18 protein-coding genes are annotated in these 19,535 nt (G+C 62.8%); 14 read left to right on the top strand and 4 right to left on the bottom strand.

Annotation, left to right across the window (positions count from 1 at the left end):
- Window positions 1-10 precede the first annotated feature (10 nt).
- Window positions 11-991, bottom strand: coding sequence for an ABC transporter permease (locus BcanWU425_RS27955; protein ID WP_007607877.1), 981 nt, complete (start codon window positions 989-991; stop codon window positions 11-13).
- Between the two features lie 103 nt (window positions 992-1,094).
- Window positions 1,095-2,690, bottom strand: coding sequence for an ABC transporter substrate-binding protein (locus BcanWU425_RS27950; RefSeq protein ID WP_018457035.1), 1,596 nt, complete (start codon window positions 2,688-2,690; stop codon window positions 1,095-1,097).
- A 304-nt stretch (window positions 2,691-2,994) separates the two neighbouring features.
- On the opposite strand from BcanWU425_RS27950, the gene BcanWU425_RS27945 reads away from it, so the two are divergent.
- Genes BcanWU425_RS27945 through BcanWU425_RS27920 form a run of 6 tightly spaced genes read left to right on the top strand, consistent with a single transcriptional unit; the run spans window position 2,995 to window position 10,639 of the window.
- On the top strand, window positions 2,995-3,252 hold the full coding sequence (locus BcanWU425_RS27945; protein ID WP_007593837.1) for a DUF6489 family protein: 258 nt from the start codon (window positions 2,995-2,997) through the stop codon (window positions 3,250-3,252).
- Window positions 3,252-4,052, top strand: coding sequence for an esterase/lipase family protein (locus BcanWU425_RS27940; RefSeq protein ID WP_018457034.1), 801 nt, complete (start codon window positions 3,252-3,254; stop codon window positions 4,050-4,052). Before BcanWU425_RS27945 ends, BcanWU425_RS27940 begins: the two co-directional genes overlap by 1 nt.
- A 46-nt stretch (window positions 4,053-4,098) precedes the next feature.
- Complete coding sequence (locus BcanWU425_RS27935) at window positions 4,099-5,649, top strand: WS/DGAT/MGAT family O-acyltransferase (protein WP_018457033.1); 1,551 nt, start codon at window positions 4,099-4,101, stop codon at window positions 5,647-5,649.
- A gap of 10 nt (window positions 5,650-5,659) precedes the next feature.
- Window positions 5,660-6,655 carry an alpha/beta fold hydrolase gene (locus tag BcanWU425_RS27930; protein WP_018457032.1) on the top strand — a complete coding sequence of 332 codons (996 nt, stop codon included), beginning with the start codon at window positions 5,660-5,662 and terminating at the stop codon, window positions 6,653-6,655.
- Between the two features lie 45 nt (window positions 6,656-6,700).
- Window positions 6,701-9,934, top strand: a complete 3,234-nt coding sequence (locus BcanWU425_RS27925) for a bifunctional cytochrome P450/NADPH--P450 reductase (RefSeq protein WP_204510609.1) — start codon at window positions 6,701-6,703, stop codon at window positions 9,932-9,934.
- Between the two features lie 30 nt (window positions 9,935-9,964).
- Window positions 9,965-10,639, top strand: coding sequence for a spermidine synthase (locus BcanWU425_RS27920; RefSeq protein ID WP_204510610.1), 675 nt, complete (start codon window positions 9,965-9,967; stop codon window positions 10,637-10,639).
- A 29-nt stretch (window positions 10,640-10,668) separates the two neighbouring features.
- Here BcanWU425_RS27920 and BcanWU425_RS27915 read toward each other — a convergent pair whose 3' ends face one another.
- A complete protein-coding gene (locus tag BcanWU425_RS27915) occupies window positions 10,669-11,133 on the bottom strand; it encodes a nuclear transport factor 2 family protein (protein ID WP_204510611.1) in 465 nt (154 codons plus the stop codon).
- A gap of 149 nt (window positions 11,134-11,282) precedes the next feature.
- Entirely contained in the window at window positions 11,283-12,197 is a 915-nt protein-coding gene (locus tag BcanWU425_RS27910) for an alpha/beta fold hydrolase (RefSeq protein WP_204510612.1), read from the bottom strand.
- Between the two features lie 170 nt (window positions 12,198-12,367).
- Between BcanWU425_RS27910 and BcanWU425_RS27905 the strand changes: the two genes are divergently transcribed.
- The 8 genes from BcanWU425_RS27905 (at window position 12,368) to paaA (ending at window position 19,527) form a co-directional block, all read left to right on the top strand.
- Entirely contained in the window at window positions 12,368-12,751 is a 384-nt protein-coding gene (locus BcanWU425_RS27905) for a hypothetical protein (RefSeq protein ID WP_018457027.1), read from the top strand.
- Entirely contained in the window at window positions 12,748-13,830 is a 1,083-nt protein-coding gene (locus BcanWU425_RS27900) for a PHA/PHB synthase family protein (protein ID WP_026233284.1), read from the top strand. Before BcanWU425_RS27905 ends, BcanWU425_RS27900 begins: the two co-directional genes overlap by 4 nt.
- Entirely contained in the window at window positions 13,827-14,420 is a 594-nt protein-coding gene (locus BcanWU425_RS27895; RefSeq protein ID WP_204510613.1) for a GNAT family N-acetyltransferase, read from the top strand. Before BcanWU425_RS27900 ends, BcanWU425_RS27895 begins: the two co-directional genes overlap by 4 nt.
- Window positions 14,421-14,622: 202 nt before the next feature.
- Window positions 14,623-15,078 (top strand): phasin, encoded by a 456-nt coding sequence (locus BcanWU425_RS27890; protein WP_204510614.1) that lies wholly within the window; start codon window positions 14,623-14,625, stop codon window positions 15,076-15,078.
- Between the two features lie 165 nt (window positions 15,079-15,243).
- Complete coding sequence (locus tag BcanWU425_RS27885) at window positions 15,244-16,530, top strand: DUF445 domain-containing protein (RefSeq protein WP_018457023.1); 1,287 nt, start codon at window positions 15,244-15,246, stop codon at window positions 16,528-16,530.
- A gap of 201 nt (window positions 16,531-16,731) precedes the next feature.
- The gene (locus tag BcanWU425_RS27880; RefSeq protein WP_018457022.1) at window positions 16,732-17,502 is read left to right on the top strand and encodes an esterase/lipase family protein; all 771 of its coding nucleotides are present in this window, start codon (window positions 16,732-16,734) and stop codon (window positions 17,500-17,502) included.
- Between the two features lie 92 nt (window positions 17,503-17,594).
- Window positions 17,595-18,461, top strand: a complete 867-nt coding sequence (paaX, locus tag BcanWU425_RS27875) for a phenylacetic acid degradation operon negative regulatory protein PaaX (RefSeq protein ID WP_018457021.1) — start codon at window positions 17,595-17,597, stop codon at window positions 18,459-18,461.
- A gap of 73 nt (window positions 18,462-18,534) precedes the next feature.
- A complete protein-coding gene (gene paaA, locus BcanWU425_RS27870; protein ID WP_231188726.1) occupies window positions 18,535-19,527 on the top strand; it encodes a 1,2-phenylacetyl-CoA epoxidase subunit PaaA in 993 nt (330 codons plus the stop codon).
- The last annotated feature ends 8 nt before the right edge of the window (window positions 19,528-19,535 follow it).

Raw genomic sequence — 19,535 nt, 5'->3', positions numbered from 1 at the left:
ACAGGCTGCCTTATGTGGCGCGGCCGACGGTCGCGCGCAGGCGCGGATCGACGACGGTGTAGAGGATGTCGACCACCAGATTGATGGTGACGAAAATCAGTGAGACCATCAGCAAGTAGGCGGCCATAATCGGGATATCGACGTTTTGCACGGCCTGTACGAACAGAAGTCCCATGCCGGGCCATTGGAACACGGTTTCGGTGATGATCGAAAATGCAATAACCGAGCCAAACTGCAGGCCGGCTACCGTGATCACCGGAATCAGCGTGTTCTTCAGCGCGTGGCCGAAATGAATGGCACGGGTTGTCAGCCCGCGGGCGCGGGCAAAGCGGATATAATCTGTCCGAAGCACTTCCAGCATCTCCGCGCGCACCAGCCGCATGATCAGGGTCATCTGGAACAGGCCGAGCGTGATCGAGGGCATGATCAGCGCCTTCAGGCCCGACAATGTGAGCAGGCCCGTGGTCCACCAACCCAGCTTGACGACTTCGCCCCGGCCGAACGAGGGCAACCAGCCCAACGTCACTGCGAACAGGTAGATCAGAAGGATGCCGATCAGGAAAGTCGGCAGCGAGATGCCAATCAGCGAAACCGCCTGGAATAATTTGGCGAGCAGGGTGTCGCGCCTGAGCGCCGAATAGACGCCCATCAGGATGCCGGAGACCATTGCAAATACGGTCGCGCAGATCGCAAGTTCCAGCGTTGCCGGCATACGCTCCATCAACAGCGTCGAGACCGGCTGGCGGAACTGATAGGAGACGCCGAACTTGAATTGCGCCGCATCGGCGAAATAGCGCACGAACTGCACCGGCACGGGATCATCGAGGCCCAGCGACTTGCGCACGGCGGCGCGTTCGGCCGCCGGCGTATCAAGCGAGACGATCTGGTTGATGGGGTCGCCGGCGAAGCGGAACATCGAGAACGCGATGATGCCGACGGCGAACATGACGCCGATGGCCTGAACGGCCCGGCGAAGAGTGAAAGCGAGCATGCCTTCCACTTTCCTTGAGTGTGCGTCTGGCCGACGTCTTTGTCAGCCGAAAAGGAAAGGTCCCGGTAGCCTGACGCTGCCGGGACCTTGTGTTCAACTGACGCTATTCCTTCTTGGTCGCCCAGTGGAACATGACCAGATTGTCGGCGCGCTGCGGCAGGTTGACCTTTTTCGATACGCCCCAGGCCAGCGCCTGCTGGTGCAGCGGAATATAAGCCCAGTCCTTGATGCTGATCTCATACGCTTGCTTGATCAGCTGGTTGCGCTTTGTGGTGTCGGTTTCGACCAGCACCTTGTCGGTGATGGCGTCGAATTCCTTGTTGCAATAGCCGCCGAGATTGGCCTCGCCGCGCGATGATTTCGCATCGTCGCGACAGCCCATAATGTCGTAGAGCACGTTATGGGAGTCCATCGTGCTCGGCGTCCAGCCCAGCATGTAGAACGAGGTCTGATAGCCGCCCTGCTTCAACACCTTGGCGAAGTATTGCGCCTTGGGCTGCGCCAGCAGATTGATCTTGACGCCGATGCGGGCAAGCATGCCCACGACGGCCTGGCAGATCGCCGCGTCGTTGACGTACCGATCGTTCGGGCAATCCATGGTGACCTCGAAGCCTTCGGGGTACCCGGCCTCGGCCAGGAGCTTCTTGGCACCATCTGGATCGAACTTCGGCCGGGTGAACTCCTTGGACAGCACGAACAATTCCGGAGCGATCATCAGCGCCGAGGGCGTGGACAGCCCGCGCATCACCCGCGTCTTGATCAGCTCGATGTCGATGGCTTTGTAGAAGGCTTCGCGGACCTTGACATCCTTGAACGGGTTCTTGCCCTTGATGTTGGAGTAGAGCAGCTCGTCACGCGTCTGATCGAATCCGATGAAGATGGTGCGCAACTCAGGGGCCTTCAGCACCTGGGCATTCGGGCTCGCATCGACGCGGGAGATGTCCTGGATCGGCACCGGCTCGATCACGTCCACTTCACCCGAGAGCAGCGCGGCGACGCGGGTGGCATCGGACGAGATCGGGGTGAAGATAATCTCCTTCAGGTTACCTTCCATCTTGCCCCAGTAGTTGGGATTGGCCTTGAACACGGTCTTCACACCGGGCTGATGGCTTTCGATGATGAAGGGACCGGTGCCGTTCTCGTGAAGCGAGGCATAGCTCGGAGAGGTCGCGGACACCGGCGTCGGCTCGACCGCTTTGTTCTCCTCAGCCCATTTCTTGTCCATGATGTACCAGACATCCCACGACGAATTTAGGATGGGATTGGGCGAGGGCAGGACGAAATCGACTGTGTAGTCGTCGACCTTGACGACCTTGACGTTGGGCGCCAGCCGGGTCTGCATGTTCGAGTTCTTGTTGCGGACGCGATCGGCGGAGAACAGCACGTCGTCGGCGGTGAAGGGGTCGCCGTTATGAAATTTGACGCCCTTGCGCAAATGGAAGCGCCAGCGGGTCGGCTCCGGTGTCTCCCAGCTCTCAGCCAGCGCCGGGATGATCTTCAGGTCCTTGTCGCGCGCGGTGAGGCCTTGATAGACGTGACCGAGATGAGCGTGCGTGGTGGACTCGTTCAGCGAATACGGATCAAGCGACTTGAGATCGCCCTGGTTGGCGTAGCGCAGCGTCTGGCTCGACGCCGGCGAGACCGCCAACGCAAGCATACTGGCGAGCGTCGCCGCAAACAGACTTCGTCCGACTGACATTCTTGACCTCTCCACTCGCCCGCACCGTCATTTTTGATTGTTCGGCGGGGCTGATCGAACCATGTTGCCCAGAGTTCTCGACCCGTGCAAGCGCCATTCCAGCAAGGAACGCGCCAAGTTGCACCGCTGTGCAGCAATGCTGACCGGCATGACGGGAGGACGGGCGCGGCCGCGGCCGATTTTGATTGACCATATCCGCCGATCGGGGAAGCCGGAGCGCCGCCACCGGCTTCAGGTCGCTTGCGTTGTACACCGCCTCGCGGCGATACTGCAGTAGGCCGCTCGAATCTCATCTGGAGGGGACATGAAAGTTAACATCGAAATCGACTGTACCCCCCTCGAAGCCCGTCAGTTCATCGGATTGCCCGACCTGGCACCAATGCAGACGGCGGTCATGGACAAGCTGCAGCAGCAGGTTCTGAGCAACATCGACAAGGTCTCGCCGGAATCGCTGATCCAGAGCTGGTTCACCTTCGATCCAAAGCTTGCCGAGCGATTTCAGGACATGTTCGTCACCATGGCCGGCCTCGGCGGCACGCGCAGCGGCGATAAGAAGAAATAATGCCGCCCGGTCCGGACGGGCCGCAGACCTCAGGCCGGCTTCGTCCGCCGGGCCTTGCTTTGCTGCTCGCCGAAGCCCGTGGGTTGCTCGAACTCAACGCCAGCCTGCTGCTGTCGCCGGTCCTGATGCGGGCGCCAAAAGGCGACGGCCATCCGGTGCTGGCGCTGCCTGGCTTCCTCGCCAGCGATCTCTCGATGGCGCCGATGCGGCGCTATCTCAGCGAGCTTGGCTATGAGGCACATGCCTGGCGGATGGGCCGAAATTTCGGCGGGTTCGGACGGATGCGGGATTCGTTGCGCGCCCGTCTAGCCGAAATCCATGCTGCGAGCGGCCGCAAGGTCAGCCTGGTCGGATGGAGTCTCGGCGGCGTCTATGCGCGCGATCTCGCGCTCCAGGCGCCCGACATGGTCCGCAATGCCATCACGCTCGGCAGCCCTTTTGCCAATGACATACGGGCGACCAATGCGACGCGGCTCTACGAGATGATGTCCGGCGAGCGTGTCGAGGATTTCGCCGAGCTGCGCGTGGCGATCGCCGGCGATCTTCCGGTGCCGGCGACGTCGATCTATTCGCGCGCCGACGGGATTGTGAACTGGCGGACCTGCCTGCTGCGTCCCTCCGACCGTGCCGAGAACATCGAGGTGCACCTGGCGAGCCATATCGGGCTTGGGGTGAATCCCGCGGCGCTGTGGGCCGTGGCGGACCGCCTTGCGCAACCGGAGGGAGAGTTCTGGCCATTTGACAGGGCAGGGCCGTTTGCCATTGCATATGCCCCGCCGGAACAGGCAGTATCGGCCTGACGAGAAGCGCCGCCTAAGGCGCCCGTCAAATACTCGGGAGGGAACTATGGCTGACGGTAAGAAGCTGTCGTCGCTGGACGCGTCGTTTCTCTATCTGGAAACGCCGGAAATGCCGATGCATGTCGGGAGCATGGCGATCTTTCGTCTGCCGGACGACTACAAGGGCGACTTCTTCGAAGATTTCAAGGCGATGATCGTCTCGCGCCTGCACATCGCGCCGATCCTCAAAGCGCGGCTGGAGAAGGCGCCGCTCGATATCGATCATCCCTCCTGGATCGAGGACGATCAGTTCGACATTGACCGTCACATCTTCCGCGCCAGCCTGCCGCAGCCGCGCGACCGCGCTACGCTCGAACGCATCGTGGGCTGGATGCACGCCAAGCTCTTGAACCGTGCCCGCCCGCTCTGGGAGTTCTACGTGTTCGAGGGCATGAAGGACAACGAGGTCGGGCTCTATTCCAAGATGCATCATGCCGCCATCGACGGCGGCGCCGGTGCGGCGCTGACCAACATGATCTACGACATCTCGCCGATCCCGCGGAAGGTCGATCCGCCGACCGCGGGAGCGAAACCCGGGCAGGAGCCGCGCGACATCGCAGCGAACCTGGTCGATTCCTACCAGCAGCTTTTCACCCAGCCGCTCGATCCATCGGCGGCCGCGAAGAATCTGCAGCTGCCACGCACCGGCAAGAGCGATATCGGTTCGATCCTGTTCGACAATGCGATGTACCAGATCGAGAGTGCGGTGCGCTTTGCCGGCAACATCCCAACCATGGTCAAGAGCGTCTCGGACGTGCTCGGCAAGATATCCGATCCAAAATCGCGCGAGAGCCTCGCCAGCATGGTCTCGCCGCCGACCATGCTCAACAAATCGATCTCGTCCGAGCGCAGCTTCGCCGGTGTCTCGATTTCGCTGTCGCGATCCAAGGCGCTGGCCAAGCAGGCCGGCGGCAAACTCAACGACGTCGTGCTGGCGCTCGCTTCCGGGGTGGTCCGGCGCTACCTGCAGCAACATGGAACGCTGCCGGCGAAGTCCTTGACCGCTGCCGTACCGATCTCGCTGCGCGAGGAGGGCAACACCGACGCCAACAACCAGGTGTTCGGCATGATCTGCTCTATCGCAACCAACATCGACGATCCCAAGGCACGCCTGGAAGCCATTATCGCGCAATCGACCAAGTCCAAGGAGATGTCGCATCCACTGCGGGCTCTGATGCCGCAGATCTCCAATATCTCGATGCTGGGCGCGCCGATTGTCGTGCAGATCATGGCGCTGCTCTACAGCCGCTCCGACTTGTCGAATGTGTTGCCGCCGGCTGCGAACATTACGGTGTCCAACGTGCCGGGGCCGCGGCAGACGCTCTACGCCGCGGGCGCGGAGCTGTTGCACATCTTCCCGGTATCGATCTCGACGCACGGACAGGCGCTCAACATCACCGTGCAGAGCTATCGCGACCAGCTCGATTTCGGCTTCATCGTCGGCGCCAACATCATTCCGCACGTGCAGGTGATGTGCGACATGCTGCCGGAAGAATTCGCCGCGCTCGAGGCTGCCTATGCTTCGCCCGCGGCGGACATAAAGGGCGCCGCTGAGTAGGAATGTTCCGATGATTGAAATGCCACCGCTCAAGTTCGTACAGACGAACGGAATCCGCATGGGCTATTACGAGGCGGGCCCGGTCACAGACAAGCCGCCGATGGTGCTGTGCCATGGCTGGCCCGAACTCGCATTTTCCTGGCGCCACCAGATCAAGGCGCTGAGCGAGGCCGGCATCCGCGTGATCGCGCCGGACCAGCGCGGCTACGGCGCGACCGACCGGCCAGAGCCGGTCGAGGACTACGACATCGAGCACCTGACCGGCGATCTGATCGGCCTGCTCGACCATCTTCAGATCGACAAGGCGATCTTCGTCGGCCATGACTGGGGCGGTTTTATCGTCTGGCAGATGCCACTCCGGCACATCGACCGGGTCGCCGGCGTGGTCGGCATCAATACGCCTCATACCAACCGCGCCTGGGCCGATCCGATCGAACTCCTGCGCGCGCGCTTCGGCGAAAAGATGTATATCGTGCAGTTCCAGGATCCCGCGCGTGAGCCCGACAAGATCTTTGGCAGTCGCGTCGAGCAGACCTTCGATGCCTTCATGCGCCAGCCCGTAGCGCGCCCGGCAGATGCTCCGGCGGAGGAAGTCGTCGCGGGTGTCGGTGCCTCCCCGCGACTGAACCTGGCATTTCCGCAGATGATCGCGGGCTACGATGCGAAGCACGATCCTCGCACGCCGATCCTGTCGCCCGAAGAGAAAAAGGTGTTCGTGGACAATTTCACCAGGACGGGCTTCACCGGCGGCATCAACTGGTACCGCAATATGTCCCGCAACTGGATGCGCGCCGAAGGGCTCGATCATACGGTGCGCGTGCCGTCGCTGATGATCATGGCCGAGAACGACGCGGTGTTGCCGCCGTCTTCCGCCGATGGCATGGACAAGCTGATCCCCGATCTGGAAAAATATCTGGTCCGCGACAGCGGCCATTGGACGCAGCAGGAGAAGCCGGAGGAAGTCAGCGCCAAGCTGATCGAATGGCGTAGAAGGCGGTTTGGCTAGCTCGCAACGACGGCGTTGAATACCGAGGCAGGGGAAGCACTTTTAATGTCATCGAAGAACCGTCTGGACCCGATCCCGCAGCCGCCGACCAAGCCGGTGGTCGGCAACATGCTGTCGCTGGATTCGGCCGCACCGGTGCAGCATCTGACCCGGCTTGCCAAGGAGCTGGGGCCGATCTTCTGGCTCGACATGATGGGCTCGCCGATCGTGGTCGTCTCCGGCCACGATCTCGTCGACGAGCTCTCCGACGAGAAGCGTTTCGACAAGACGGTGCGCGGTGCCCTGCGGCGGGTGCGCGCGGTCGGCGGCGACGGCTTGTTCACGGCCGACACCAGGGAGCCGAACTGGAGCAAGGCGCACAACATCCTGCTCCAGCCTTTCGGCAACCGCGCCATGCAGTCCTATCACCCGAGCATGGTCGACATCGCGGAGCAGCTCGTGGGCAAATGGGAACGGCTCAACGCCGACGACGAGATCGACGTCGTCCACGACATGACGGCGCTGACGCTGGATACGATCGGCCTGTGCGGCTTCGACTACCGCTTCAATTCGTTCTACCGGCGCGATTACCACCCCTTCGTCGAGTCGCTGGTGCGCTCGCTCGAAACCATCATGATGACGCGCGGCCTGCCGTTCGAGCAGCTCTGGATGCAGAAGCGCCGCAAGACCATGGCTGAAGATGTCGACTTCATGAACAGGATGGTCGACGAGATCATTGCGGAGCGCCGCAAGGGAGGCGAGGCGACCGACGACAAGAAGGATATGCTTGCGGCGATGATGACGGGCGTCGATCGCTCGACCGGCGAGCAGCTCGACGACGTCAACATCCGCTACCAGATCAACACGTTCCTGATCGCAGGCCACGAGACCACCAGCGGCCTGTTGTCCTGCGCGCTCTATGCGTTGCTCAAGCACCCCGACATTCTCAAAAAAGCCTATGACGAGGTCGACCGCGTCCTCGGTCCCAATGTCGACGTGCGTCCGACCTATCAACAGGTCACGCAGCTCACTTACATCACGCAGATCCTCAAGGAGGCGCTGCGGCTATGGCCGCCGGCGCCGGCCTATGGCATCTCCCCACTGAACGACGAGGCTATCGGCGGCGGCAAGTACAAGCTCAGGAAGGGCACGTTCACCACCATCCTGGTGACCGCGCTGCATCGCGATCCCTCTGTCTGGGGTCCCAACCCGGATGCGTTCGATCCGGAGAATTTCAGCCGGGAGGCGGAAGCCAAACGGCCGATCAATGCCTGGAAGCCGTTCGGCAACGGCCAGCGCGCCTGCATCGGCCGCGGCTTCGCCATGCACGAGGCCGCGCTCGCGCTCGGCATGATCCTCCAGCGCTTCAAGCTGGTCGACCACCAGCGCTACCAGATGCATCTGAAGGAAACGCTCACGATGAAGCCGGAAGGCTTCAAGATCAAGGTCCGTCCGCGCGCCGATCGCGAGCGCGGCGCCTATGGTGGACCTGTAGCGGTGTCGTCGGCGCCGAAGGCACCGCGCCAGCCCACCGCGCGCCCCGGCCACAACACGCCGATGCTCGTACTTTACGGCTCCAATCTCGGCACCGCCGAAGAGCTGGCGACGCGGATGGCCGACCTTGCCGAGATCAACGGCTTTGCCGTGCATTTGGGGCCGCTCGACGATTACGTCGGCAAGCTGCCGCGGGAGGGCGGCGTCCTGATCATCTGCGCCTCCTATAACGGCGCGCCGCCGGACAATGCGACACAATTTGTCAAATGGCTCGGCGACGAGCTGCCGAAGGATGCGTTTGCCGATGTGCGCTACGCCGTGTTCGGCTGCGGCAACAGCGACTGGGCCGCGACCTATCAATCGGTACCGCGCTTCATCGATGAACAATTATCGGCGCATGGTGCGCGCGCGGTCTATCCGCGTGGCGAAGGCGATGCGCGCAGCGATCTCGACGGCCAGTTTCAGAAATGGTTCCCGGCGGCCGCCCAGGTCGCGACCAAGGAATTCGGCATCGACTGGAATTTCACCCGTACCGCGGAGGATGATCCGCTCTACGCGATCGAGCCGGTCGCGGTGACCGCCGTCAACACCATCGTCGCCCAGGGCGGCGCGGTGGCCATGAAGGTGCTGGTCAATGACGAGCTTCAGAACAAGGCCGGTTCCAATCCGTCGGAGCGCTCGACGCGCCACATCGAGGTGCAGCTGCCGTCCAACATCACGTACCGCGTCGGCGATCATCTGAGTGTGGTCCCGCGCAACGATCCGACGCTGGTGGATTCGGTTGCCCGTCGCTTCGGCTTCCTGCCGGCCGACCAGATCAGGCTTCAGGTCGCCGAAGGCCGCCGCGCGCAATTGCCGGTCGGCGATGCCGTGTCAGTGGGCCGCCTGCTCAGCGAGTTCGTCGAGCTCCAGCAAGTGGCGACACGGAAGCAGATTCAGATCATTACCGAGCATACGCGTTGTCCGGTCACGAAACCAAAACTGCTGGCCTTCGTTGGCGAGGAGGCTGAAACACTCGAGCGTTATCGCACCGAGATTCTGGCGAGGCGAAAATCGGTGTTCGATCTGCTGCTCGAATATCCGGCCTGTGAATTGCCGTTCCACGTCTATCTGGAAATGCTCTCCCTGCTGGCGCCGCGCTATTACTCGATCTCGTCTTCGCCGTCGGTCGACCCGGTTCGTTGCAGCGTCACGGTCGGCGTGGTTGAAGGACCGGCCGCCTCCGGCCGCGGCACGTACAAGGGTATCTGCTCGAACTATCTCGCCAATCGACGCGCGGGCGACGTTATCCATGCAATCGTGCGTGAGACCAAGGCCGGCTTCCGGCTCCCGGACGATCCATCCGTGCCGATCGTCATGATCGGCCCGGGCACGGGACTGGCGCCGTTCCGCGGCTTCCTCCAGGAGCGCGCCGCGCGCAAGGTCAAGGGCGCCGCGCTCGGTCCGGCCATGCTGTTTTTCGGCTGCCGTCATCCCGATCAGGATTTTCTCTACGCGGACGAGCTGAAGGCGCTGGCGGCGAGCGGCATCACCGAGCTGTTCACGGCGTTCTCGCGCGCGGAGGGGCCAAAGACCTATGTGCAGCACGTCCTCGCTGCGCAGAAGGACAAGATCTGGCCGCTGATCGAGCAGGGCGCGATCATCTATGTCTGTGGCGACGGCAGCAAGATGGAGCCCGACGTGAAGGCGGCGCTGGTCGCGATCCATCGCGAGAAGAGCGGCAGCGATGCCGCCACGGCTGCCCGCTGGATCGAGGAGATGGGTGCAAAGAACCGGTATGTTCTGGACGTATGGGCGGGTGGATAACCCGGCAGCCGGACGTGCTAAAGCTCTCGCATGATTCCCTGGGAAAAGATCGATACCGCCAAAATCCCCGGCTCCGATGAAGAGCTTCGCCTGATGCGGCGAGGCAAGGAGTTCTCAATCAAGCTCGGCACCAACGAGCTGATGAACAACCGCCTGTCGGGCTCGGAGGCCGCGCTCGCCACGCTCGCGGCGAAGCAGATCGAGACGGTCGCAAAACCTGTCGTCCTCATCGGGGGCCTGGGCATGGGTTTTACGCTGCGTGCGGCGCTGACCGTGCTCGGAAGCAAGGCGAAGATCGTTGTCTCCGAGCTCGTGCCGGCGGTGGTCGCCTGGGCGCGGGGTCCGATGGCGCAGGTGTTCGGTGACAGTCTCGATGACGTCAGGGTGAGCATCCGGGAAACCGACGTTGGCGAAATCATCCGGGCGCAGCGGTCGGCATTCGATGCCATCCTCCTCGACGTCGATAACGGGCCGGAAGGGCTGACCCGGAAGGGCAATGATGCGCTCTACAATGCGAGTGGGTTGAAGGCGGCGAAGACGGCGCTGCGGACGGGCGGCGTGCTCGCGGTCTGGTCCTCGGGGCCCAACCCGGCCTTCACCAAGCGGCTCGGGAGCGCCGGATTCGAAGTCAACGAAGTCAATATCCGCGCCACCGGAAGAGGCGGTGGCGCACGTCACGTGATCTGGCTGGCGAGGAAGAGCTAGGCCGCCTGCCCAGCAACCGGTTCGATCCGTCAGAACATCGTGTTGTTGTTCGCCGGATTTTCCGGGATCGGTTGCACGACGTCCCAGTGTTCGACAACCTTGCCGTTCTCCAGCTTGAAGATGTCGACGATCGCATTGCCCCTGCTGCCGGGCTCGCGAACCGCGTGAACGTGCAGGATGACGTAGTCGCCATCCACGAAGCTGCGCTTGATCTCGCTGTGCGAGTTCGGGAATTTCTCGCGCAGGAAGCCAATGAACTTTCGGAATCCGTCCGGACCATCGGCCGCGTTTGGATTGTGCTGGACGTAGCGGTCGCCGACATAGGCGAGGGCTGCATCGGCGTCCTTTTGGTTGAGCCCCTTCTCGTAGAACGCAAGGACAGTTTTGCGATTGGCTTCTTCTTGCGCGCCACCCGCCATCGCGGCGCCGCTGGCGAGGGACAGCGTGAGGACTGAAGCAGCGACGATTGCGGCCGACCGGACGATGAGATGCATGTGAACTCCGAGAGGCCGCGGCCTCTTTGTTGGCGATTGAGGTTCTCAGCGATTGAAGGAGGCCTGTATAGCTTTCGCACCGGCACGCGTTAAGAGAGTAACCGGCAGCTCACATGGTCACCGTGAGGAGACTGTCTGCGTCGGTCAATCTACGCCGCCTGCACCTCCGCGCCATGGGCGTGCTTGGCGATGGCGTCGATGATGTCCGGCCAGAACCGCATCGGCAGCGCGTGGCCCATGCCGTCGATCATCAGCAGCTTGGCCCCCGGAATTGACTCTGCCGTGTCCCTGCCGCCCTCGGGGCGGACCAGCGGATCGACGGTGCCGTGGATGACGAGTGTCGGCGTCTTGACGCCATGCAGCCGCTCCTTGCGGCTACCCGAGGCGAGCACCGCGCGGAGCTGCCGGCCGACACCGGCCGGATTGAGCCCGCGCGCGAACACGCGCTCTGCACGACCGGGATCGAGCGCCTCTTCCTCCGGGAAGGACCCGGCCCGCAACACGTTCCAGGTCTGGCCGTAGCGGACGATGAACTCCTCCTTGCTGCGCGGCGGCGGCGCCATCAGCATCGCGGCGGCCTCGCGTGTCGGGGGCGGCAGGCGCGGATTGCCGGTCGTCGACATGATCGAGGTGAGCGAGCGCACCCGCTCGGGAAACGACAACGTCACTTCCTGCGCAATCATGCCGCCCATGGACGCCCCGACCAGGTGCGCCGACTTGACGCCGAGCGCATCCATCAGCCCGACAGTGTCTTTTGCCATGTCGATCAGCTTGTAGGTTGCGGCCACAGGAATCCTGAGAAACCGGAGCTTCAACAGCTCGAGCGGCGTCAGACGCTTGCCGCCTGTGAGATGGCTCGACTTGCCGATGTCGCGATTGTCGAACCGGATGACGCGAAAGCCGTGCGCGGCGAGCTGCTCACAGAACGCATCGTCCCAGTGGATCATCTGGGCGCCTAACCCCATGATCAGGAGCAGCGGCTCGGCACTGTCGTTGCCGAAAGTCTCGTAACAGATGTCGATGCCGTTGGCGTGGACGGTTTGCGGCGGATGATAGGCGTTCACGGGTGCGTTCCCTCGGCTTTTGATTAATGCTGTATCGCACGGTTTCCCCTCGCAATGAAGCCGCGTCCGCGACACCGGACCCGCTGCTTGCCGGTTGACCGGCACCGCGCAACGGTGTGGTATGGCGAAAAAGGAAGGGCATCGAAGCTCTCGCTTTCAGGAGGACGCCGATGACCGACAAAAGCAACGACCCCATTGCCATGTGGCAGAAGATGGTTGGCGAGATGGAGAAGGGGTTCAACTCCTTCGCCAATCAGGCCATGTCGTCGCCCGAGTTTTCGCAAGCCGTGAACCGGGCCGGCGGCGTTGCTGCAGGTGCTCAGAAGCAGCTCGGCGACCTCATGGAGAAATATCTGGTCTCCATGAATCTGCCGAGCCGGGACCAGGTCACCGGCCTTGCGGAACGGCTACAGTCCATCGAAGGACAGATCGGTGAGATCAAGTCGATGCTGAGCCAGATGGCGGCAAGTTCCGGAATTTCTCAGGGCTCCGATACTGCATTGCGCCCGCCGCGCACCAAGCGCCCGCCGTCTGAAGGCGGAGAGAAGACATGAATGCACCCGCCGGATTAGACTTCGCAGGGATCCCGGAGCGCATCCAGTCCGAGGTGCAACGCGCCATCCAGAGAAGCATCAAGGGCGTCGAATATTTCTCGACGTCCGGCCCCACGCTCGGGTCGACGCCGAAGGACGTGCTGCATTCACGCGGCACGATGAGCCTCTACCACTATCGACCGATGTCCGACGAGATCTATCGAATTCCGATTTTGATCGTGATGGCGACCACCAATCGCGGTTACATTCTCGACCTCGTGCCCGGCCAGAGTTTCATCGAGTTCCTGTTGAAGCGCGGCTACGACGTCTACATGCTCGACTGGAGCGCGCCACGGCCGGAGGAGAAGAGCCTCCGCATGGAGGATTATGTCCTCGACTTCATCCCGGACTGCATCCGCCGCGTGCAGCAGGATTCCGGCGAACAGGACGTCTCCGTCATCGGCTATTGCTTCGGCGGCGTGCTGTCGCTGCTCTACGGCTCGATCCACAAGGATGGGCCGATGAAGAATTTGATCTGCTTCACCACGCCGATCGACTTTCGCGAGATGAAGCTGTTCTCGAACTTCTCCGACCGTCGCTATTTCGACGTCGATCGCCTCGTCGACAGCGTCGGCAACGTGCCGCCCGAGATGATCCTGTCGTCGTTCGAGATGCTGCGCCCGGCCTCCCGCACCGTCAGCCAGATCCAGCTCTGGGAAAACATCTGGAACGACGAGTTCGTCAAATCCTACCGGATGTTCGACCGCTGGGCGACCGACACGCTGCCGCTGGCCGGCGAATATTTCCGCACCATCACCAAGGACCTGATGTGGGACAACAAGCTGTTCAACGACACCATGTCGGTCGGCGGCCGTGCGGCGAAGCTCGAGGACATCAAGGTGCCGTTCCTGCATGCGGTCGCCGAGCATGACCACATCGTGCCGTATGAGGCGGCAAAGCACCTGATCGCCAAGATCGGATCGGAGGACAAGGAGGAGGTGATGCTGAAGGGCGGTCACGTCTCGCTGGTCGCCGGCGCCAATGCGGTGAAGCGGCTGTGGCCGAAACTGGATTCCTGGCTGGGGAAGAGATCGACATGAGTGAGCAGCGTTCCTATCCGCGCCATGTGAAGACGGACGCGGGCGATATCGAGATCCGCCTGATGTCCCCGGCGGACGAAGCCGCGGTGCTCGCCTTCGGCAAGGGCCTGCCGACCCACGACCTGTTGTTCCTGCCGCGCAACATCAGTGAGCCGAAGGTGCTCTCCGCCTGGGTCAAGGAGATCGCGCGCGGCGCGATCAGGAGCCTGCTCGCGGTCAGGGACGGCACGGTCGTCGGCTGCGGCACGCTGGTGCGCGATCCGCACTCCTGGTCGCCTCATGTCGGCGAGATCCGAATGGTGGTTTCGCTCGACGTGCGCGGGAAGGGGGTGGGAAGGACGCTGTCGCAGGAGACCTTCGCCCTAGCGCTCGGGGCCGGCCTCGAGAAGCTCTCGGTCCAAATGACGGTCGATCAGCAGGCGGCGATCACGCTGTTCGAGAGCCTTGGCTTCAAGGCCGAGGCACTGCTGCGCGACCATGTTCGCGACGTCGACGGCAAGACCCACGATATCGTGGTGCTCGGGCACAACATCGCGCAGGTCCAGGCCCAGATGGAGGCCTATGGGCTGCTTGGCGCCGTCCAGCATTGAGAACCGCTGGACGGTGTTCGGGAACCCGGATGGTCAGGGAGGCGCCAGATGCCTCTCAACATGGCTATTCACGGTTTCGTGATATCGCACTGCAATATTGATATTGCATCGCACAATTAACTATGGCATATAAGCCGTGCCCCGGGCCAAAACCGGACGGGGTGAGCCCATAGCTCAACCAATGAGGATGGAGAGACCCCCAATGACCACCGAAACCAACACCGCTTTCGAAGGCTTCAAGGACGCGTTCAAGAACATCCAGAACCTGGAAGTTCCCGAGGCCGCCCGCGAGTTCGTCAAGAAGTCCGCCAACACTGCCAAGGACCGTGCTGCCGAGGTGTTCGCTGGCTCTGAGCGCGTGACCGCCGCCGTCGAAAACGCGGTGACCGAGACCGTCACCGAAGCCGGCAAGATCAGCCGCAACATCCAGCAGGCGATCTACGAGGACGCCGAGGCATTCTTCGCAGGCATCGACAAGCTCGCGTCCGCCAAGTCGTTCAGCGAAGCTGTCGAGATCCAGTCCGGCCTGCTCCGCGCCCGCGGCGAAGCGTTCGTCTCGCGCGCCAAGGCGACCACCGACTATTTCGGCAAGCTCGCCGCTAACGGTGCGAAGTCCGCTCAGGACAATTTTGCCAAGGTCTACAACAAGACCGCCTGATACGGCCCCCTGAGTAAAAACTGAATTTGAGGCCCGCTTCGGCGGGCCTTTTGTTATTCCGCCGTAGCCGTCATTGCGAGCGAAGCGAAGCAATCCAGTCTGCCTCCTTGGAAAGACTCTGGATTGCTTCGCTTCGTTCGCAATGACGGATAGGGTGATGCTGTGATGACTCCATCAGGCGCCTTCTCTTTCGACACTCCCGGCGACGCCGAACGCGCAGCCGAATTGCGTCGCGTGAAAGCGCTGGCGACGCTGGTGCTGGGCTCGACGCTTGTCCTGTTCGTCGTTGCGAAATGGCTGCTGCCCGTACATCCCGTGTTCGGATTCATCGCGGCCTTCGCCGAAGCCGCGACCATCGGCGGGCTCGCCGACTGGTATGCGGTGGTCGCGCTGTTCAAGCGTCCACTCGGCCTGCCGATCCCACACACCGCGATCATCCAGAGCAACCAGGCCCGTATCGCCGACAAGCTCGGCGAGTTCATCCAGGTGCATTTCCTCGAGGCCGCTCCCGTCGAGGCCAAGCTGAAGGAGATCGATTTCGGCTCCTTCGTCGCCGACTGGCTGCGCGATCGCAAGCGCAGCGATGACCTCGCGCGCTTTGCGCTGCGCCTGCTGCCGGAGGCTGTCTCCGCGACCGAGAGCTCCGGTCTGATGACCTTCATCATCCGCCGCATGTCCTCGCAGCTCCAGGCCGTCGATCTGGCGCCGCTCGCGGCCGGCACGTTGCGCGGCTTCGTCGCGGAAGGGCGGCACCAGATCCTGTTCGACGATCTTCTGCGCGTGATGCACGAGACGCTGAACCAGACCGAGACGATGGCGATCATCCGCGAGAAGGTGCGCGCGGAATTGCCGACCTTGCTCAGGCTCTATCGCGCCGACAAGTTTCTGGTGAACAAGATCGTGGCCTCCGCCACCGCGTTCTTCAATGAAGTGCGCAGCGATCCCAAACATCCTTTTCGCGGCGAGTTCGATCGCATGGTGCTGAGCTTCGTCGACCGGCTCGGCACCGACCAGGCCTATATCGACCGCATCGACGGCTTGAAGCGCGATCTGCTCGCGCGTCCCGAGCTTGCCGATCTCGCCCGCACCGTCTGGGCCAATACGCGGTCCTTCATCGAACGTAGTGCAAGCGGCGAGACGCAGGTGCTGCAGCATCATCTCGCGGGAATGTGTGTCGCGGCGGGCGAAGCGCTTGCGGGCGATGCCGAGCTGCGCGGCGAGATCAACAAGGGGCTGGTCGCGGTGCTGCGCAGTTTCGTCGCGGACCAGAAGAGCGGCGTCTCGACCTTCATCTCCGACCAGGTCAAGTCGTGGGACATGGCGCAGCTGATTTCGCTGATCGAAATCAACATTGGCCGCGACCTGCAATACATCCGCTTCAACGGCTCGCTGATCGGGGGGCTCGCGGGTCTTGCGCTTTACTCCGTAGAATTCCTGCTTCGATTGTTGTGACTTTTGCGTCACGGACGTCAGCATTAACGCGCGGGCCTATTGTGGCCCGGGGTGTCTCCCGCTTGAATGTCGGGAACCCGCTGCCTAGCTGATTCATGTTGCGTTGCGGAACGATCCAGAAGCCGGCGTGTTGGAATCCCATACCCATCTGCCGGCAAACAACCGGTGGCCTTTTCAGCAATTTTCCCAAGGGGACCATTGATGACCGCTACTGCCCAGACGCTGAGCCCGCCGTCTCGCACCCTGATGTTCCTGGAAGGGCGAGCGATCCACGAGTTCGGCGCCTTCCTCGGCGCGCTGCCGCTGCTCAGCCTCGCGCCGCGCGGCGATGGGCATCCGGTGCTGGTTCTGCCGGGCCTCGTGGCCTCCGACGGGTCCACGCGTGCACTGCGCACCTTTCTGTCCGGCAAGGGCTATGCGGTGAGCGGCTGGCGCCAAGGCCGCAACTATGGCCTGCGCGAGGGCGTGCAGCACGCGATGGTGGATCTGGTTCAGGAGCTCAGCGACAGGCACGGCCGCAAGATCAGCCTGGTCGGCTGGAGCCTCGGCGGTCTCTATGCGCGCCAGCTCGCCAAGATGATGCCCGACCGCGTACGCCAGGTGATCACGCTCGGCAGCCCCTTTGCCGGCGATCCGCATTCGACCAATGCCTGGCGAGTCTATGAATGGGCGAGCGGCCGGAAGTCCAACGAGGTCGACCCGCAGTTCGGCGGCGATCTCGCCGTTCCGCCGCCGGTGCCGACCACGGCGATCTTCAGCCGCACCGACGGCGTCTGCGCCTGGCAGGGCTGCATGGAGAAGACGGGCGCGCAGACCGAGAGCATCGAGATCGAGAGCAGCCATTGCGGCATGGGCCATCATCCCGCCGCTGTCTTCGCGGTGGCTGATCGCCTTGCGCAGAAGGAAGGCAGCTGGCGGCCCTTCGACCGCAGCGGCTGGCGCAGCGTGGTCTATCCCGATCCGCATCGGTAATTCTTTGCCTCTCTCCGTAAGAACGGGGCAAGGGAGAAGAGCGTCGCACCCGTCCATTGTCGTGCCCGCACCAAACGCGCTATGCCTCGCGCATGGCGCATCCGTTGTCCCGCATCATCGATCAGCTCAAGCGCGAGCCGTCGCGCACCGGCTCTATCGTCATCACGGTATTCGGTGATGCCATCGTGCCGCGTGGCGGTTCGGTATGGCTCGGCACGCTGCTGGAATTCTTCGAGACCCTGGACATCGACAGCGGCGTGGTGCGTACCGCGATGTCGCGGCTTGCTGCCGATGGCTGGCTGACGCGCGAAAAGGTCGGCCGCAATAGTTTTTACCGCTTGGCCGACAAGGGCCGCCAGATCTTCGAGGCCGCGACACGCCATATCTACGATCCGCCGCCATCCGACTGGACCGGGCGCTTCGAGCTGCTTCTGATCGGCAATGGCGAGGATCGCGATGCCTCGCGCGAGGCGCTCCGCAATGCCGGCTTCGGCAGCCCGCTGCCGGGCGTGTGGGTCGCCCCGTCAGGCGTGCCAGTGCCCGGCGAGGCCGCGGGCGCCATCCGTCTGGAGGTCTCGGCCGAGGATGACAGTGGTCGCCGGCTGCTCAGTGCGAGCTGGCCACTGGATCGCACCGCGGACGCCTATCTCAAGTTCATGAAGACGTTCGAGCCGCTGCGCGCCGCGATCGCGCGCGGCAGCGACTTGTCCGAGGCCGACGCCTTCACGGCGCGCATCCTCCTGATCCACCATTATCGCCGAGTCGTGCTGCGCGATCCGCTGCTGCCCGAAAGCCTGCTTCCGGCGAACTGGCCAGGCAAGGCCGCCCGTGCGTTGTGCGGCGACATCTATCGCGCGCTGCTTGTCCCATCGGAACAATGGCTTGATGGTCGTGGGACCAATGAAAAGGGGCCATTGCCGCTGGCGCGGAAACTCCTGGAGAGGAGATTCGAGACTTGATTGTTATGTTACAGAAATATCTTGCGTGATCTGATTCTTGTTATATATTGCTCAATAAAATGGGAGGATGCGCATGTATACCCAGGCGCTGAACACGGCCGAGACCGATGATCGCGGCCTCGAGGATGCGGCCAAGGCTGCGCAGTTCCAGACGCGCATCGATGCCGAGGAGCGCATCGAGCCGAACGACTGGATGCCGGCGGCTTATCGCAAGACGCTGACCCGCCAGATCTCCCAGCACGCTCATTCCGAAATCGTCGGCATGCTGCCCGAAGGCAACTGGATCACCCGCGCGCCGTCCTTGCGCCGCAAGGCCGCGCTGCTCGCCAAGGTGCAGGACGAGTGCGGCCACGGGCTCTATCTCTATGCCGCGGCCGAGACGCTCGGCACTTCGCGCGAAGAGCTGGTCGACGCCATGCTCGCGGGCAAGGCCAAATATTCCTCGATCTTCAACTACCCGACCCTCACCTGGGCCGACATCGGCACCATCGGCTGGCTGGTCGACGGCGCCGCGATCATGAACCAGATTCCGCTGTGTCGCTGCTCCTATGGTCCTTACGCGCGCGCGATGATCCGCGTCTGCAAGGAGGAGTCGTTCCATCAGCGCCAGGGCTATGAGATCATGCTGACGCTGTGCCGTGGCTCCGAGGAGCAGAAGGAGATGGCGCAGGATGCCTTGAATAGGTGGTGGTGGCCGGTGCTAATGATGTTCGGCCCGCCCGATGCCACCAGCCAGCACAGCGACACCTCGACGAAATGGAAGATCAAGCGCTTCTCCAATGACGAGCTGCGGCAGAAGTTCGTCGACGCCACCGTGCCGCAGGCGCAATATCTCGGCCTCACCATTCCCGATCCCGGCATGATTCAGGACGCCGACGGGCACTGGCGCTACAGCGAGATCGACTGGACCGAGTTCAAGCAGGTGCTCGCCGGCAACGGTCCTTGCAACCGGGATCGCATCGCGGCACGCCGCAAGGCGCACGATGAGGGCGCCTGGGTGCGCGAGGCGACAGCTAGCTATGCCGCAAAGCGCACGCAGCGTCGAACTGCACAAGCGGCAGAGTAGGGAGATCG

The sequence above is a fragment of the Bradyrhizobium sp. WU425 genome (assembly GCF_021052305.1).
GTDB lineage: Bacteria > Pseudomonadota > Alphaproteobacteria > Rhizobiales > Xanthobacteraceae > Bradyrhizobium > Bradyrhizobium canariense_D.
Note: the sequence above shows the minus strand (reverse complement) of the source record. Positions and strands in the feature narration are given on the sequence as shown.